Consider the following 15,806-nt stretch of genomic DNA (forward strand, 5'->3'; position numbering starts at 1 on the left):
GATCCCGGGGTCTGTACTGGGTTGAAAACTGGCAACATTATAACTGCTTGCCAAGCCACTGTATGCTTTTGTTCCGGCGCGCCTGGGTTGGCGTTATACTGCCGCGAGTTTCATTAAAGGACAGCCACCCTTGTTTTCTATCCAGATAGCACCAAACGATCCACGCCTTGTGCAAATTTGCGCCCATTGGGATCTTACGCCCAACGACAATGCCGAATTTTCTCTGGTATTTGAGGAAGACGTGCTGACATTAAAAAAGCGAGATGAACCCAAGCTCGGCGGCATCATGGTGGATTTTGTGTCAGGCGCCGCCGCCCACAGACGCAAGTTTGGTGGCGGGCGGGGACAGGCCATCGCTAAAGCCGTCGGCCTTAAGGCTGGCGCAACGCCGACTGTGGTGGACGGCACTGCAGGCCTCGGACGGGATGCCTTCGTACTGGCGAGCCTTGGCTGCCGGGTACTCCTGATTGAACGTCATCCCGTGGTGGCGGCCTTGCTTGAAGACGGCCTGCGCCGTGCCTATCTTGATGGCGAAATTGGCCCCTGGATGCAGGAACGAATGAAACTGGTACATGGCTCCAGCCTGGAAGCACTGGACAATCTCGAGGACAAGCCCGATGTGGTGTACCTGGATCCCATGTATCCACACAGGGAAAAATCCGCGCTGGTGAAGAAAGAGATGCGGGTATTCCAGTCGCTGGTTGGCGCCGACACAGATGCCGACGGCCTTCTGGCACCGGCACTGAGGCTGGCGCAAAAGCGGGTAGTAGTGAAGCGACCCGACTATGCCGAGGATCTCGATGGCATCAAACCCAGTACCCGAATTGAAACCAAGAAAAACCGCTTCGACGTGTATGTCAAAGCGGCCATGGCCTGATTGGCTTAGTTAACAGGCCGTTTAAAGCGCTGCCACAGGCTGGGTAACAGTGAAGACACTATCATACCCGCCATCAACATATATTGGGTGTGACTGTATTGCTCTCCGATTAACAGCACACCCAGGGCAATACCCGTTATAGGGTTGGCAATGCCACCAAAGGAAAAGTCGACAATACTCATCCGCTGCATCAAAAACACATACAGCCCATAAGCAAGCACAGTATTGAAGAGCACAATCCACGCGATGCCGGCAAACTCACGTCCACTGATACCATCTGTCACTGCCGCAAATTCGTCGGGTGCCACCAACCACTGACCAGCACTGACTATCGCCAACAGGGCGCCACCCAGAATCAGTTGCCATACCAGTACATCCCACCAATGAAGCTTGCCGCTCAGGGTCTGGGTCATGCGACTGCCCAGAATAATGCAACTTATGGCAGCGAACATGGCGGCAAGTCCCACCGGGCTCAGCGACAAACTGGCAGGATTAAAGAGCACCAGCCCCAGAATGAGCAAGGAGACACCAGCCAGCATTTGCACCACGGACGGTTTATGCTTGAGCACCACAAATTGGAAGATCATCGCGAATAAAGGCACCGAAACCATACCCACACCCGAGATGGCCGATGGCAGGGTATGCGCCATCACAAAAATAAAGCTGAAAAAGAGCGCGATGTTCACAGTCCCTAATTTCAACAGCGCCAATCCATGATCTCTACCGGGTAAACGAGGACGAAAACACCAGAGAATAATCCCCGCCGGCAGCGCGCGAATGGCCCCCAAAAGCAGGGGTGGCCAATCGGGTAAGGTGTATTGAGTGACCCCATAGGTGGTTCCCCACAGGGCCGCTGTCAACAGGGCTAAAATTATATTCATACAAAGTATCTTTACATTGAGATTGTTTTCAGGCTAACGCATAAAAACCTTTCGGTAAAGTATCTTTATGCTAAGATAAATTTATACCGATGAAAGTATGAGATTTTATATGGACGCCGTAGATAAAATTTTGGCGCAGTGGGCAAAAGAGAAGCCCGAGATGGATACCCTGCCCATGGGCATTGTGGGTCGCCTGGCCAGGCTGACCAAACATCTGGAGCAAGAAATGGCTCTGTGTCACAAGGCTTATGGTCTTAAACCCGGCGAATTTGATGTACTCGCCACCCTGAGACGAAGCGGTGCACCCTATCGGCTAACACCATCGGATTTGCTGTCTGCCATGATGCTCACATCCGGTGCCATGACCAACAGACTCGACCGTTTGGAGGCCAAAGGCTTTATTGCCCGGGAGCACTGTCAGAAAGACAGACGCAGTGTCGAAGTTTGTCTGACTCCCAAGGGAATTTCAACCCTGGCGCAGGTGCTCTCACGCCATGTGGAAACCCAAAATAGAGTGCTGTCGAAGTTGAGCCGGGATGAACAACTGCTTCTCAGCCGACTATTGAAAGATTGGTTGGCCCACTTCGAGTAGTGCCTCAAAGCGTCGCCAACTCACTACTCAAAACCGCCGCAGGATACATATCAGCTCATCACTTTGATTCGCTTTCCAGTTCAGCAAGGTGATTCAAACATGACATGTGCAAGACTCACCTTTCAGAGCCGCCCGTTGGGCTGAGGCTGGCAACGGGCCAGTCCGCAAAGCTGCCACGGCTGATTTGCCTGCAACCGAGCCAGTCATCGGAGATGACGGCACCACGGTGCTACCGGCAGAGATAAAGCGAATTATCGCGGCTTTCACCTTGCGTAACGCAGGCAAGATTTCGGCTTTACAACGGTTGGAATGCGTTATTGCCAGCAGGCATAGAATAATATATTTCACCCATTAGTGCATCACCATAACGATACAGACGCTTAACAACCCCACAAATGCCAGATCAGGCATGCCGCCCGGTACGATTTAGAGACTCAAAGGATACAAAGATATCGCCTTCAGGCATCTGGTGTTGGCAGCCCAAAGGGAACAACCTGCCACTCCCTCACGTATGCAAGAACGAGGAATACTTTGCAGAATCGCAGATGGGCTATTTAAAGCCTGGATGTAAAGTCTGAAATGGAGAAAGCTTTTAAACAAACCAATTTTTATGAACCATAAAATATCATAAGCACATGAAAATAATATACATACATAAATTACAGATTATTTAAATTAATCCATAAGCAGGAAAAAACACCATGGTATCTGTCTAACACCAAGCGAACTACCCAGCACAATCACGCCAACCAAGCTACACTGATACATCAAACCTGGGTATTGACCAGTGCGTCTTATCAGCTCGTTTACACGTCAGAATTTTGCATCGTGGCACGAGAAAGTACCAGACACCAAACCTACAACATAGCCGACCAAAGACTCAGGCGATCCCGAGCCGCTGAGAGCACGAACAATTCCCCATTGCAAATCCCCATTGCAAAATGATGAAAATAAATCATCAATATAGGCATTGCCGCCCAGTCTTGTCGGATGAAGAGAGACAAGGCTTAGCAGGTAAAATGGGACTCAGGAGAGTTTGACACCGTACTTTTTGAAGTACCAAAAGATGGCAGGCAGCTCGAGCACAAAGTAGCTCACCAGGGTAAACCAGAACCAATTCACATCGGTAAACAGCAGATTGAAACTCGCCCCTGAACCCCAGTACTTAAGCCCCACAGTCAGCAAGGCCAACCCGGAAGCCCCCAGGTCGCAAATAGAAATACGTTGAAAGTCGCTGCCAGCCACTCTTGGATATACCAGGCCGTAAGCAAACACTATGATCGCCAGATTCAGTAATACCACTGCCAACTCGGGCGTAAGACCGCTCATTTCACACTCCACCAACTGCTTATGGTCCCATCATACCCCTCAGCAACTGGCCGATAAAGCCGTGTCATGTGCCATCTTGAATGGGTTAAGGACTACCGCCCGCTTCTGCCTGGGCGAATGCCTGGCGACGATAGGACTCGATTAACCCTTCCCGGGTCATGTTTCCCAGCACCTGCTCAAAGGGTTTGGCCAACGCAGCATTCTTGGGGTGCAGTATGGGGTAGCCATAAACCTTCTCCAGCACTCCGGCCATTTTGAGACTCGCATGGGGAAAAGCGCCGCTGGCAAGCAATGACTGTATATCGACCTCCATGTCTACATACACATCGGTTCTGCCGGCGAGTAATTTTCGGATCCCGGTTTCCCAATCATTGGCGATGGAAAGATTTTCCGGCTTAATAAGTGGCACGAGGCGCGTCTCCGCCAGGACCGCGCCACGGCGGTATTCCACTCTTAAATCGTACAGGGCCAGATCTTCCCATTGCTGCAGCACCAAATCCTCCCTTGTAGTAAAAGCTGCAACATTGCTCCAGGCCACCGCCACAGGCACCAAAATCAGGTTGGGATGCAGCCCGATAAAGTCTTGGGTTCGGGCCAGGTCACCATCCACGGCCCCCTGTGCCAACAGGAGTTCGCCTCGCTTATCGGGATAAATACGGACTTCGTACTGCTTGCCCAGTCGCTTAAAGGCTTCGTCATACACCAGTTGCAACCATTTATACCCGCTGTTGTGTTCATCCCTGGCGTTGATAAACACCAATGGCGCCTCTTCGCCCCTGACACCAAAACACAGGCTGATAAGCACGAGAAAGATTCCATATAACCCGCGAATTTTTGCCACTGTTAACCCCTTGGTATTCCTTACTCTCGAGTGGTTGGCTGCGCCATCTTGGGCAGGGTCTCTAACCTGTTCTCAGTATAGGACGCCTTGTCGCAGTGCTGCGGCAAACTTCCTCCTCTTTTAGCCTGATTTGTGCTTGCACAATTAACCCAAGACTAATGGGGCAAAAAAGCCGATAATTGCGCTAATTTTTGGGCGGTTTTGCCGCTGGGCAACTGCATTTGCCCGCAACATCTGGAATTATCCCATGGAAATCAAAGTTAATTTTCTCGATAACCTGAGACTTGAAGCCAAGTTCGACGACTTCACCGTGGTTGCCGACCAACCTATTCGCTACAAGGGCGATGGCTCTGCGCCAAGCCCCTTCGACTACTTTCTAGCTTCTTCCGCCCTGTGCGCCGCCTATTTTGTGAAGGTGTACTGCGTGTCGCGGGATATTCCCACCGAAGGTATCCGCCTGTCGCAGAACAACATTGTTGACCCGGAAAACCGCTATAACCAGCAGTTCAAAATTCAGGTCGAACTGCCGGAAAGCATCAGTGAAAAAGACCGCGAAGGCATTCTGCGCTCCATCGACCGCTGCACCGTGAAAAAAGTCGTCCAGACCGGCCCCGAGTTCGTTATCGAAACTGTTGAGAATCTCGACGAAGACGCCCAGGCCATGCTGATGGTGACGCCGGATGCCGATCACAGCACCTTTATTCTGGGTAAAGATCTGCCGCTGGAGCAGACCATCGCCAACATGACCGCCAAACTGGCGGAGCTGGGGATGAAAATCGAGATCTCCAGCTGGCGCAACCTGGTGCCCAACGTCTGGTCGCTGCATATCCGCGATGCCGCCTCGCCCATGTGTTTTACCAACGGCAAAGGCGCCACCAAAGAAAGTGCCCTGTGCTCGGCGCTGGGTGAGTTTATCGAGCGGCTAAGCTGCAACTTCTTCTATAACGATCAGTATTTTGGCGAAGAAATTGCCAATGCAGAGTTCGTCCATTATCCCAATGAAAAGTGGTTCCCGCTGGAAGATGACGACTCGCTGCCCGCAGGCCTCTTGGATGAGTATTGCCTAGATATTTACGACAACGATGGCGAGCTTTGCGGTTCACATCTGGTGGACACCAACTCGGGCAACTATGAGCGCGGTATCTGCGCCATTCCATACACTCGCCACAGCGATGGCGAGACTGTGTATTTCCCGTCCAACCTGATTGAAAACCTGTTCCTCAGCAACGGCATGAGCGCAGGCAATAACCTGGCCGAAGCCAAGGTGCAGTGTCTGTCGGAAATTTTTGAGCGCGCGGTAAAGCGCCAGATCATTGAAGAAGAAATTGCCCTGCCGGACGTACCCAAAGAGGTGCTGGCCAAGTACCCATCCATCGTAGCGGGTATCGAAGCGCTGGAGGCCCAGGGCTTCCCGGTGGTGGTGAAAGACGCCTCCCTCGGCGGCCAGTTCCCTGTGATGTGCGTGACCTTGATGAACCCACGCACAGGTGGCGTGTTTGCCTCTTTTGGTGCCCATCCTAGCCTGGAAGTGGCGCTGGAGCGCAGTCTTACCGAACTGCTGCAAGGCCGCAGCTTCGAGGGCCTGAACGATGTGCAAAAGCCGACCTTCAACAGCATGGCGGTACAGGAGCCGGAGAACTTCGTTGAGCACTTTATCGACTCCACCGGGGTGATCTCCTGGCGCTTCTTCAGTGCCAAACACGACTATGAGTTTGTGGAGTGGGATTTCTCCGGCACCAATGAAGAAGAATCCGCCGCCCTGTTCGGCATCCTCGAAGACCTGGGGCTTGAGGCCTATATCGCCGAGTTTACCGCCCTTGGCAGCGCCTGCCGTATTCTGGTGCCCGGCTACTCCGAGGTGTATCCGGTGACCGACCTGATTTGGGACAACACCAATAAGGCATTGGATTTCCGTGAAGATATCCTCAATCTGCATCGCCTCAGCGACGATGAGCTGACTGATTTGGTTGAACGCCTCGAAGAGAGTGAGCTGGATAACTACACCGACATCATCACCCTGATTGGTATCGAGTTCGATGAAAATACCGTTTGGGGCCAGCTGACTATCCTTGAGCTTAAGCTGCTGTGCTACCTGGCGCTGGGCGAGCTGGAAGCGGCGCAGGAACTGACCGAAACCTTCCTGCAATACAACGACAATACAGTAAAACGCGGCCTCTTCTATCAGGCCATGTCAGCGGTGCTGGAAATCAGCCTGGACGACGAGCTGGAACTGGAGGACTACCGCCACAACCTCACCCGCATGTTCGGCGAAGAGACCATGGAGGCGGTCATCGGCTCGGTGGAAGGTTCGGTGCGTTTCTACGGCCTTACCCCAACCAGCATGAAACTGGAAGGGCTGGACCGCCATCAGCGACTGATTGAAAGCTACAAGAAGCTGCACGCCGCCCGCGCCAAACTGGCGGGGTTGTAATTCGCGGTTCTGACATTCTCCAGTCCTGACATTGTCCGGCACTGATTTTTAACCGGACATCAAAAAGCCAACCCCATGGGTTGGCTTTTTTGTGAGCGAGAAAACTTAAGTCAGACGACGAGGTAGGCGCCCAGCAGCTCGCGGATATCGGCCGGAATAGCCACGCTCTTTTCGGTCTCGTAATCGTAATGCACCAGGGTGGTTTTGGCTTCGGCGGTCATTTTGCCGGCCTGAAAACTCTGCTGCAGCACTTCAAAACTGGAATTGCCGATGCGGGAAATGCGGGTAACCACCTCAACCGGCTTGCCGTAATAGGTGGGCGCGGTAAAGGCGATGGTGAACCCGGCCACAATCAGGTTCCAGTGATTGAGATCCAGTTCCGGATTGAAAATGGCAAAAATCGGCTCGCGGGCCGCTTCAAACCAGACGGGTATCACTGTGTTATTGATATGAGCCAAACCATCGGTTTCGTTGAATCTGGGCTGAATACTGAGGTCAAACTGCGCCATAGGTTACTGTTCCTGTTGGATTTTGATTCTTTTCGGCGCCACCAGTATATCAGGCTCTTAAGGCCACGACAGAAAATAACAGGCCGCCTGAAGGCGGCCTGTTATCTGATTTGGTTCAGCTGCCGTACATGGCGCTGATTTCACGCTGATACTTGTGATAAATCACCTTGCGCCTGAGTTTCAGGGTAGGTGTGATAAGCCCCGATTCCATGGTGAAGGCATCGGGCAGCAGGGTAAACTTCTTGATTTGCTCAAAGCCTGCAAGGCCTTCCTGCATCAACTTAAGCCGAGCTTCAAAGTGCTCCAACACGTGGCTGTGGCGGATAAGCTCAAGTGGCGATTCGTACTTGAGCCCTTTCTCCCTGGCCCAGGCTTCCAGCGCCTCATAGGCGGGCACAATCAGCGCGGTCACATAGTTGCGGGCATCGGCAATCACCGCCACCTGCTCGATAAAGGGGCAACGGCCTACAACGCCTTCCACCCGCTGCGGCGCAATGTATTTACCGTTACTGGTCTTCATCAGCTCCTTGATGCGATCGGTAATAAACAGGTTACCGGCCTCATCCAGTCGCCCCGCATCACCGGTTTTAAACCAGCCATCTTCAAAGGCGCTGGCTGTATCGTCGGGGCGCTTGTAATAGCCGGTCATCACGGTATCGCCACGGACCAGAATTTCATCGTTTTCACCGATGCGGATTTCCACCTCGGGCAAACACTGACCGTTGGATCCTGGCACCCGGTTATCCAGGGTATTGCAGGTGACGGTGGCCGTGGTTTCGGTGAGACCATAACCACAGAGCACGGGCACATTTACCGCGTTGAAAAAAGCGCCCACATCGGCATTCAGTGCTGCGCCGCCACAGGGCATAAACTTGAGCCTGCCACCCAGCACATCACGGATCTTACTGCCCACCAGTTTGTCGGCCAGTCTGGCCTGCAGGGATAACAACAAGCCACCTTTGGCGCGGCCCTGAGCCACTTCAAAGCGGCGTCCACCCACTGACATGGCCCAGGCAAACAGCGCCTTGCGGGATGCCGGCGCCCGGGACAACTTGTCCTGCACAGCGCTGTAGACTTTTTCGAGGAAACGGGGCACCACACACAGGGTGTGAGGACGCACAGCAGCGATGGCCTCTTTCACTCTGTTGGTGTCACTCAGGTACACATTGCAGCCGCCACGACCAAGCACGTAAAAGCTCCAGCCACGTTCAAATACGTGACTCAGGGGCAGAAAGGCCAGCGACACATCGCCTTCGGTAAAGGCCAGGCGTTTGTCATGCTGGCGAATGGTGGAGGCAATGGCTCTGTGGGGCAACATCACGCCCTTGGGATCCCCTGTGGTACCCGAGGTGTAGATGAGTGTCAGCAAGTCGTCCAGATTGGCTTGCTCGAAGCGAGCTCCCAGCTCCCTGGCCGCCTCACCATCGGGCGCCGCCATCAGCAGCTGGCTCAGGTGAACATCATCGGCATGGGTCAGCGCCACAGCGTCATCGAACACCACTATGGTTTTTATCTGTGGGCAAAAAGCGCGCAGCTCACAGGCAAGCCCATAGCGCTCGGCATTATCCACAAACAACCAACTGGCTTCGGCGTCGTTGAGTATAAAAGCGGCTTGTTCCCGGGTACTGGTGGGATAGATGGGCACTACTACGGCGCGGGCCTTAAGCACAGCGACATCGGCAACCGTCCACTGTGGACAGTTGTTCGACATAATGCCGACCTTGGCCTGCACTGCCAAGCCACCGGCAATCAATTGCATCGCCAGACTATCGCTGCTGTGGTCGAAGGCCTTGCGGCTGACAGCATCCCAGGGGGCTGCCATTTCGAACCCTTTCAGGGCGATGGCATCGGGATTTTGTTGAGTCCTGGCCTTGAGCAGCCTGACCAGATGAAATTGCTCGAGTGACATGAATTACCTGCCTGATAAACCGGGAACCTTGCAGCCACTTTAGCTTACAAGTGTTCCTCTTTTTGGCGGCATTCTAGCCCAAGGCACACACAAAGGTAAGAGTTATTGCTCTAAAATTGTCGAAAGAGTGAACGCCACCCACATAGTCAGAGGGTGGCATGGTGGTTGGTTGAGGCGGGTTTATGCCCTTGGCAAACGTCCCGAGGTGGCCCGCATCAGTAGCAGGCTTACGCCCACCAGTACGGCATTCACCCCCAGCCATAGCCCGGTATCTATCTCACCCTTGAGGCTGAAGCGAATGGCAACATCAACAGTCACCAGAGGTAAAATCATCAGTAGCATCAAGGCAGTAGTATGCAAACTGTTGCGACTGAATACCCCAAGAGCCATGATCAGCGCCGCGCCCCAGACAGTGGCCAGTACGGTGAGCAACCAGATCCAGGCAGGTAAGGCAAACAGGCCAATTACCACTGCAGCCGTAAGCGCCATACTGAGCGCAGTCAGCAGTAAAAACCGCAGCTGAGCGCGATAAAAGCGCTGACAAAAATCGTCCCACCCGGAAAACAGCGGCAACATCAGCAGGCTATCCACAGAATGCCAGCGCATGGTGCGGGTCCAATGGGCCATGGCGCTCATCATCACCGCAAACTGTACCCACAGGTGCAAAAAGCTGGTGTCGCTGCCGTTCATCTTCAGCAGCACACTGACGAGCAAGGCCATCACGGGGATTAACAGCAAAAAGGCGTTAATCGCCGGGCCACCAAAATAGCTGAAGGGAAACAGCCAGGCATCCACAACCCGGGTAGGCTGCAACCATTGCCAGTTTGGCAGGAAAAAGCCACCCGTGGTCATACCGTTGCAATAGATGCTCACCGCTCCCTGCTGCCAGTGGGTACGCCAAAGCCGCGCATCCAGCCAAATCCAGGCCATCAACGCCAGCGGAAGGGCCAGGAGGTTCAAAATGGGCGCCAGCGCCAACAGGGGTTTAAACAGCACGATGGCAAAAAAGGCCACCATGGACAGATAGAAGTTGCCGGGGCGACGGCTGCACAACCACAAGAATCCGGCGCCAAGCAGCAGCGCCAGCCCTCCATAACCCAGAGGCACATCCAGCCACAGCCAGCTGGCCACAATGAGCACTGCACTGGCACCTATCAGCGCCAATGACTGTTGGCGTACCATGGCCGGGAAACCGGGATTAATCAGACTCCATTCAGCAGCGTGCAGGCGATTCCACTGCCAGGCAATGGCGCTGGAAAAGCCGATGATGGCAAAGCTCAACATAAAGCCCGCCTCGTCAGTTTTCCCAAGCAGCAAAGCCAAGGGCACAAGCACCACAGCAAACAGGGCCCCCATGCCAACAAAGCTGGCGCTGCCAACATCTTTGCACCAAAGCGACCAAAAGCTTGTCAGGGCTCTCATGGGTGCAGCTCCATAAAGAGCTGCTCCAGATTGACAGTGTCCACGCCCAGCAATCCGGGGAATGATTCACCGCTGAAGCCATCCACCAGCACCCGGTTGCCCTGTCGACCGAGCACCCGATAAGCGCCGGGCAACTGGCTGCCTTCGGCCAGCGTCAGCAAGCGCACCGATTCACGCACCGCATCCAACTCGCCCATGATAAGCAACTGGCCGTCTTTGAGCAGCGCCACATGGCTGGCAACCCGCTCCAGATCCGAGGTGATATGGGAAGAGAAAATTACCGCCGAGCCCGAATCCAGCGCCAGTTCAAACAGGTCGCCCATAAAACGGCGCCGGGCAGATGGGTCGAGGCTGGCCACAGGCTCATCGAGCACCAACAGGCTAGGGCGATAGGCCATGGCCATGATGATGGCGAGCGACTGGCGCTGGCCCACACTGAGACGATTCACCTGCGCCTTGGGGTCAAGACCAAAGCGCTTCATCCAGCTCTGCTCGAGCTTTGGGTCCCAATCGGGGTAAAAGCTGGCGTGCAGCGACAAGGCCCGCTCAACACTGAAACCTTCGTAGCCATAGTGCTGCTGGGGCACATAACCGATACGTGACTTGGCACTGGCTGACAGCGTCGAAGGTGTTTGCCCCAGGGTGCAGATTTCGCCTTCATCGGCCTCCATCAGGCCGAGGATACAGCGCATCAGGGTAGATTTACCGGCGCCATTTTCCCCCAGCAGACCCACCACCATGCCACTTTCCAGGGTGAGATCCACGCCATTTAATGCCGTCTTGTCACCGAAGCGCTTTTTCAGTCCCCGGATTTCAAGCAGCGGGCCATTGTTACTCAATTCCATGTCCATCCTTCAGGCCTCATTGCCAGATGCTGTCGAGCAGAGATTTAAGTTCATCAAGGTCTACGCCCAGTTGTCGCGCCTGCTGACAGAGCTTTTCCAGCTCAGGCGTCAGCAGCTGCGCCCCCGAGGTGGCGTGGTTGCCGCTGCTCTCAGCCACCCGGGTAGCCTGACCGCGCCGGCGCTCCAGATAGCCCTGATCCACCAGCTGCTGAATGGCGCGCGACACCGTCATGGGATTGACCGCCAGATATTCCGCCATCTGGCGCACAGACGGCAGCACTGTCTCCGGGGATAACTGCCCAGAGACAATGAGTCTGACTATCTGCTCATGCAGCTGCCGGTAAATCGGCTCGCCACTCGAGGGGTTGACATTGAGAAGTTCTAACATTAGCCTTGAATCACTGTATTAATACATTGATACACCGATACACTATAAACTAACACAGTCGGCCAGGATTGCAAAAAGGAAATAGGTCTTATGAAGCTAAGGAATTTACGCCAACTTGCCCACAAGGCTCCCCGGCTTGCCGGTGCAGCCCTGTTGGCGATGATGGCCTTGAAAAGCCATGCCATGGCGACAGACATACTGGAGCGCCCCGCAAGAGAAGGGCCACAGGGCTGCTACCTGAAAGACATCTCCGACCGCGCTTTGTGCGGCGTGGTCACTGTGCCGGAAAACCCCGCACAGCCCGAAGGCAAACAGATAGACATTCACTATGCGGTGCTGCCAGCCATCAAGCCCAGCTTTCCCGGTGAGGCCTTTCTCGCCATCGCAGGTGGCCCCGGCCAATCTGCCATCGACAATGCCGCTGGCTTTAACAGCATGTTCCGCAAGGTGCGTCAGACCCGTGACATACTGCTCATCGATCAGCGCGGTACCGGTCGCTCCAATCTGCTGGCCTGCAGTGACAACGGCCTGGATCCTCTTGCCATCGACGATGAAAACGCCGACATGATTGCCGAGACCCGCGCGTGTCTGGCAACCCAGAATGCCGATATCAGCCAGTATGGCAGTGTCACAGCACTGAGCGACTTTGAGGCGGTACGAAAGGCGCTGGGTTACCAAAAGCTTCACGTTTACGGCGTGTCTTACGGCAGCCGCATGGGGCAGCTGTACCTGCGCCACTACCCTGAAGCACTGGCAACCGTGACCCTGGATGGTGTAGTGCCCATGCAGCAATCGGTATTGGCCATTGGTGAAGCCATCGACCGTGCCGTGGCGCTGCTGCTTAAAGACTGCGCCGGGAATGCGGCCTGCCAGGCCCACTTCCCGCAACTGGCCGATGAGCTGGCAACAGTGCACAGCCGCCTGGCTCAAAGCCCCGTGGATATTGGCGTCAATCACCCGCTCACCGGTGAGCCACAGCAGTTTTTGCTCACCCGCAGTAAGTTTGCCGGGGTAGTGCGTTTGGCCCTCTACTCACCCACTACCCGCGCCCTGTTGCCGCTGGCAATCCACGAGGCGGCCAAGGGCAACTATCAGAGCATTCTTGGCTTGTACGGCATGACCCTCGGCAGCCTGGATTTGGCCAGCGGCATGCATAACTCCGTGGTGTGTGGCGAAGATATGCATCGCATCGATGCCGACCTGCAACAGCGTCTGCAACAGAGTTACTACGGCAAACTGATGCTCGATGGCCTGCAAAAAGCCTGCAGTGTTTGGCAGGTGCCCGCCATGGACGCCAACTTCGCCGACGCGATAGACACCAAGCTGCCGGTGCTCCTGCTGTCCGGTGAGCTGGACCCTGCCACCCCACCGAGCTGGGCCGAGATGGCCATGGCGAACATGCCTAATGCCCGCCATTTGGTGGCGCCCTACTCGGGCCATGGTATCGCCCGTGAATCCTGTGCCAGCGGCATCATTGCCGAGTTTGTCAGCGAAGGCGCTGTCGATGCGCTGGAAACCGACTGCCTGAAAAAGGATATCCGCCGGGGTTTTTATCTCAATGCCAGCACGGTTGAGCCGCTGCCTGCCGTAAGCCCTTTGGCCAATAAGGAATGAATCATGATTAAAGTGAATGGCTTATACAAAAAAATTGGCCAGGTACAGGCGCTCAACAACCTCAGTTTTGAGGCCCGTGACGGTGAAATCACCGGATTGCTTGGCCCCAACGGCGCAGGGAAAACCACCTGTCTGCGCACCCTGTTTGGCCTCCTGAAACCCGACCAGGGTAATGCCCTTATCGATGGCGTTGATGTGGCCGAGCAGCCCATAGTCGCCAAACAGGCCCTGGGACTCTTTCCCGATCCCTTTGGCCTCTACGAGCGCTTAACCCCCCGGGAATACATACGTTTCTTTGCCGAATTGTCGGGTATGAACGGCCGCTCTGCCGACGAAGCCACCACCCGGGTGCTGGCACAGTTGAATATGCAGGAAATCGCCGACCGTCGCTGCAAAGGCTTCTCTCAGGGACAGCGGATGAAAACCGCACTGGCGCAGGCCATTGTGCACCAGCCGCGCAACATCATCCTCGATGAACCCACCCGCGGCCTGGATGTAATGAGTACCCGGGTGCTGAGGGGCATGCTGAGTGATTTACGCGCCCAGGGGCATTGCGTCCTCTTCTCAAGCCACGTGATGCAGGAAGTCGCCGCGCTTTGCGACCGGGTGATAGTGATGGCCCGGGGTGAAGTGGTTGCCGTGGGCAGCCCTGCCGAGCTGTGTGAGCAAACCGGACACGCTTCTTTGGAAGAAGCCTTTATTCAACTGATTGGAACCGATGAAGGAATAGCCGCATGAAACGGATACTGACAATGCTGCGCAAGGAGCTTCTCGATGCGCTCAGGGACAAGCGCTCCGTGATGGCGGGCCTCTATTACGCCATAGGTACACCGCTTATCATGTCTGGTCTCTTTATGGTGATGATTAACCAGCTCTCCAGTCCGGATGACCTGTTCATCAAGATTGAAAACGCCGCCAAGGCCAAAGATCTGGTGCACTACCTGGAAAGCAAAGGCGTCAGCCACAGCGACGATGCGACTCAGGCCAAACCCATTCGTCTCATCATTGCCGAGGAATACCCGGCGCAGATGGCCAAGGGCGAAGCGGCGCTGGTGACCCTGGTGGCCGACAATTCCGACGAGAAGCTGCAAAAATCCATCCGCCGCCTGCAGGCACTGCTGCAACAATACAGCGCCGAAATGGGCAGCCTGCGGCTCATTGCCCGCGGCATTGACCCAAGGGTAGTCCAACCCCTCAATGTGGAGCTGCAGGACGAGGCCACCGCCGACTCCAAGGGCGGCATGATTCTGGGTTTGGCCATCTTCACCATGATTTACTCGGTGTTTATCTCAGGCATGAACCTGGCCATCGACACCAGTGCCGGTGAGCGTGAGCGTAACAGCCTGGCACTGCTGCTGAGCCACCCCATCAGTACCCGCGAGCTGGTGTGGTCGAAAATTCTTGCGGTTACCGGCTTTGCCATCCTGGGGGTGGTGCTGATATTGGTGGTCTCCAAATTCGCTTACGCCATGGTGCCCTGGCAGGAACTGGGTTTTGCCATCAATCTGGATCCCAAATTTATGTTGGTAATGCTGCTGGTCGCTCTGCCGGTTGCCCTGCTGGCCGCAAGCCTTGAGTTAGCCGTGTCCTTTATGGCCAAAACCTTTAAAGAGGCACAGTCCTATCTCACCATGGTGCTGTTTGTACCCCTGGCGCTGGCCATGACCTCCACCTACCAAATCGCGCCCGATGTGCTTGCCTGGCTGCCTATCTCGGGCCAGCAACAGGCGCTGATGGAGCTGGTGAAGGGTAAGGACTTGCCAATTTTGCAGCTGCTGGTGACTTCGGCTGGCACCCTGGCCATTGCGCTGGTACTTGCCTTCACCATGGAAAGATCGCTCAAGAGTGAAAAGGTGGTGTTTGGTCTGTAACGACCAGCACCTCAGGTTGCCGGGGGCATCTCCGGCAAACTTCACAGGTAACACCTGAAAATATCAAGGAGACACCTTATGGATAAGTTAACCGCAGTCACCCTGATCATGGTGGCCGCTTTCGCAGCCCAGGTACTGACCAGCTATTTTCGAAGCCAGCGTACCCGCTCCCCCGGCGATGTCAAAAAGCTCGCCGACGAAAATGCCGCTCTCAAGGCCCGCATCGCCACGCTTGAAGCCATAGTGACTGAGCCCGGGTACGAGGTTAAGCAACAAATCTCCCGGCTCTGAGCCCAT

At 55.0% G+C, this 15,806-nt stretch carries 15 protein-coding genes; 7 read left to right on the top strand and 8 right to left on the bottom strand.

Annotation, left to right across the window (positions count from 1 at the left end):
- Positions 1 to 130 precede the first annotated feature (130 nt).
- On the top strand, positions 131 to 877 hold the full coding sequence (locus tag JQC75_RS18335; protein WP_203325446.1) for a class I SAM-dependent methyltransferase: 747 nt from the start codon (positions 131 to 133) through the stop codon (positions 875 to 877).
- A gap of 5 nt (positions 878 to 882) precedes the next feature.
- Here JQC75_RS18335 and JQC75_RS18340 read toward each other — a convergent pair whose 3' ends face one another.
- Positions 883 to 1,758: a DMT family transporter gene (locus JQC75_RS18340; protein ID WP_203325447.1), complete on the bottom strand. Its 876-nt coding sequence runs from the start codon at positions 1,756 to 1,758 to the stop codon at positions 883 to 885.
- 97 nt (positions 1,759 to 1,855) lie between these two features.
- Here JQC75_RS18340 and JQC75_RS18345 point away from each other — a divergent pair, with 97 nt between their 5' ends.
- Positions 1,856 to 2,350 carry a MarR family winged helix-turn-helix transcriptional regulator gene (locus JQC75_RS18345; protein WP_239002047.1) on the top strand — a complete coding sequence of 165 codons (495 nt, stop codon included), beginning with the start codon at positions 1,856 to 1,858 and terminating at the stop codon, positions 2,348 to 2,350.
- Between the two features lie 1,026 nt (positions 2,351 to 3,376).
- On the opposite strand, the gene JQC75_RS18350 is transcribed toward JQC75_RS18345, so the two are convergent.
- A complete protein-coding gene (locus JQC75_RS18350; RefSeq protein WP_203325448.1) occupies positions 3,377 to 3,679 on the bottom strand; it encodes a hypothetical protein in 303 nt (100 codons plus the stop codon).
- Positions 3,680 to 3,764: 85 nt separating this feature from the next.
- Positions 3,765 to 4,484, bottom strand: a complete 720-nt coding sequence (locus tag JQC75_RS18355; protein WP_203325449.1) for a type 2 periplasmic-binding domain-containing protein — start codon at positions 4,482 to 4,484, stop codon at positions 3,765 to 3,767.
- Between the two features lie 283 nt (positions 4,485 to 4,767).
- Here JQC75_RS18355 and JQC75_RS18360 point away from each other — a divergent pair, with 283 nt between their 5' ends.
- Entirely contained in the window at positions 4,768 to 6,951 is a 2,184-nt protein-coding gene (locus JQC75_RS18360; RefSeq protein ID WP_203325450.1) for an OsmC domain/YcaO domain-containing protein, read from the top strand.
- Between the two features lie 110 nt (positions 6,952 to 7,061).
- Here the strand turns inward: JQC75_RS18360 and JQC75_RS18365 are convergent, their stop codons facing one another.
- From JQC75_RS18365 to JQC75_RS18385, 5 genes are all read right to left on the bottom strand, one after another.
- Complete coding sequence (locus JQC75_RS18365; protein WP_203325451.1) at positions 7,062 to 7,460, bottom strand: acyl-CoA thioesterase; 399 nt, start codon at positions 7,458 to 7,460, stop codon at positions 7,062 to 7,064.
- A gap of 115 nt (positions 7,461 to 7,575) precedes the next feature.
- On the bottom strand, positions 7,576 to 9,369 hold the full coding sequence (locus JQC75_RS18370) for an AMP-dependent synthetase/ligase (protein WP_203325452.1): 1,794 nt from the start codon (positions 9,367 to 9,369) through the stop codon (positions 7,576 to 7,578).
- A gap of 180 nt (positions 9,370 to 9,549) precedes the next feature.
- Positions 9,550 to 10,791: a hypothetical protein gene (locus tag JQC75_RS18375; RefSeq protein ID WP_203325453.1), complete on the bottom strand. Its 1,242-nt coding sequence runs from the start codon at positions 10,789 to 10,791 to the stop codon at positions 9,550 to 9,552.
- A complete protein-coding gene (locus tag JQC75_RS18380; RefSeq protein ID WP_203325454.1) occupies positions 10,788 to 11,642 on the bottom strand; it encodes an ABC transporter ATP-binding protein in 855 nt (284 codons plus the stop codon). Before JQC75_RS18380 ends, JQC75_RS18375 begins: the two co-directional genes overlap by 4 nt.
- A 10-nt stretch (positions 11,643 to 11,652) precedes the next feature.
- Entirely contained in the window at positions 11,653 to 12,024 is a 372-nt protein-coding gene (locus tag JQC75_RS18385; RefSeq protein WP_011761680.1) for a GntR family transcriptional regulator, read from the bottom strand.
- A 90-nt stretch (positions 12,025 to 12,114) separates the two neighbouring features.
- Here JQC75_RS18385 and JQC75_RS18390 point away from each other — a divergent pair, with 90 nt between their 5' ends.
- From JQC75_RS18390 to JQC75_RS18405, 4 genes are all read left to right on the top strand, one after another.
- The gene (locus tag JQC75_RS18390; RefSeq protein ID WP_203325455.1) at positions 12,115 to 13,638 is read left to right on the top strand and encodes an alpha/beta hydrolase; all 1,524 of its coding nucleotides are present in this window, start codon (positions 12,115 to 12,117) and stop codon (positions 13,636 to 13,638) included.
- 3 nt (positions 13,639 to 13,641) lie between these two features.
- Entirely contained in the window at positions 13,642 to 14,376 is a 735-nt protein-coding gene (locus tag JQC75_RS18395; RefSeq protein ID WP_203325456.1) for an ABC transporter ATP-binding protein, read from the top strand.
- Positions 14,373 to 15,509, top strand: coding sequence for an ABC transporter permease (locus tag JQC75_RS18400; RefSeq protein WP_203325457.1), 1,137 nt, complete (start codon positions 14,373 to 14,375; stop codon positions 15,507 to 15,509). The genes JQC75_RS18395 and JQC75_RS18400 overlap by 4 nt, the downstream gene beginning before the upstream one ends.
- A gap of 78 nt (positions 15,510 to 15,587) precedes the next feature.
- A complete protein-coding gene (locus JQC75_RS18405) occupies positions 15,588 to 15,800 on the top strand; it encodes a hypothetical protein (RefSeq protein ID WP_203325458.1) in 213 nt (70 codons plus the stop codon).
- The last annotated feature ends 6 nt before the right edge of the window (positions 15,801 to 15,806 follow it).

This window comes from Shewanella litorisediminis, from assembly GCF_016834455.1.
Classification (GTDB): domain Bacteria; phylum Pseudomonadota; class Gammaproteobacteria; order Enterobacterales; family Shewanellaceae; genus Shewanella; species Shewanella litorisediminis.

Excerpts from the sequence above, each read along its gene's own strand:
- JQC75_RS18395 (WP_203325456.1), top strand. The coding sequence starts at position 13,642 with ATGATTAAAGTGAATGGCTTATACAAAAAAATTGGCCAGGTACAGGCG.
- JQC75_RS18400 (WP_203325457.1), top strand. The coding sequence starts at position 14,373 with ATGAAACGGATACTGACAATGCTGCGCAAGGAGCTTCTCGATGCGCTC.
- JQC75_RS18345 (WP_239002047.1), top strand. The coding sequence starts at position 1,856 with ATGAGATTTTATATGGACGCCGTAGATAAAATTTTGGCGCAGTGGGCA.
- JQC75_RS18380 (WP_203325454.1), bottom strand. The coding sequence starts at position 11,642 with ATGGACATGGAATTGAGTAACAATGGCCCGCTGCTTGAAATCCGGGGA.
- JQC75_RS18385 (WP_011761680.1), bottom strand. The coding sequence starts at position 12,024 with ATGTTAGAACTTCTCAATGTCAACCCCTCGAGTGGCGAGCCGATTTAC.
- JQC75_RS18370 (WP_203325452.1), bottom strand. The coding sequence starts at position 9,369 with ATGTCACTCGAGCAATTTCATCTGGTCAGGCTGCTCAAGGCCAGGACT.
- JQC75_RS18375 (WP_203325453.1), bottom strand. The coding sequence starts at position 10,791 with ATGAGAGCCCTGACAAGCTTTTGGTCGCTTTGGTGCAAAGATGTTGGC.
- JQC75_RS18350 (WP_203325448.1), bottom strand. The coding sequence starts at position 3,679 with ATGAGCGGTCTTACGCCCGAGTTGGCAGTGGTATTACTGAATCTGGCG.
- JQC75_RS18360 (WP_203325450.1), top strand. The coding sequence starts at position 4,768 with ATGGAAATCAAAGTTAATTTTCTCGATAACCTGAGACTTGAAGCCAAG.
- JQC75_RS18340 (WP_203325447.1), bottom strand. The coding sequence starts at position 1,758 with ATGAATATAATTTTAGCCCTGTTGACAGCGGCCCTGTGGGGAACCACC.
- JQC75_RS18390 (WP_203325455.1), top strand. The coding sequence starts at position 12,115 with ATGAAGCTAAGGAATTTACGCCAACTTGCCCACAAGGCTCCCCGGCTT.
- JQC75_RS18405 (WP_203325458.1), top strand. The coding sequence starts at position 15,588 with ATGGATAAGTTAACCGCAGTCACCCTGATCATGGTGGCCGCTTTCGCA.
- JQC75_RS18365 (WP_203325451.1), bottom strand. The coding sequence starts at position 7,460 with ATGGCGCAGTTTGACCTCAGTATTCAGCCCAGATTCAACGAAACCGAT.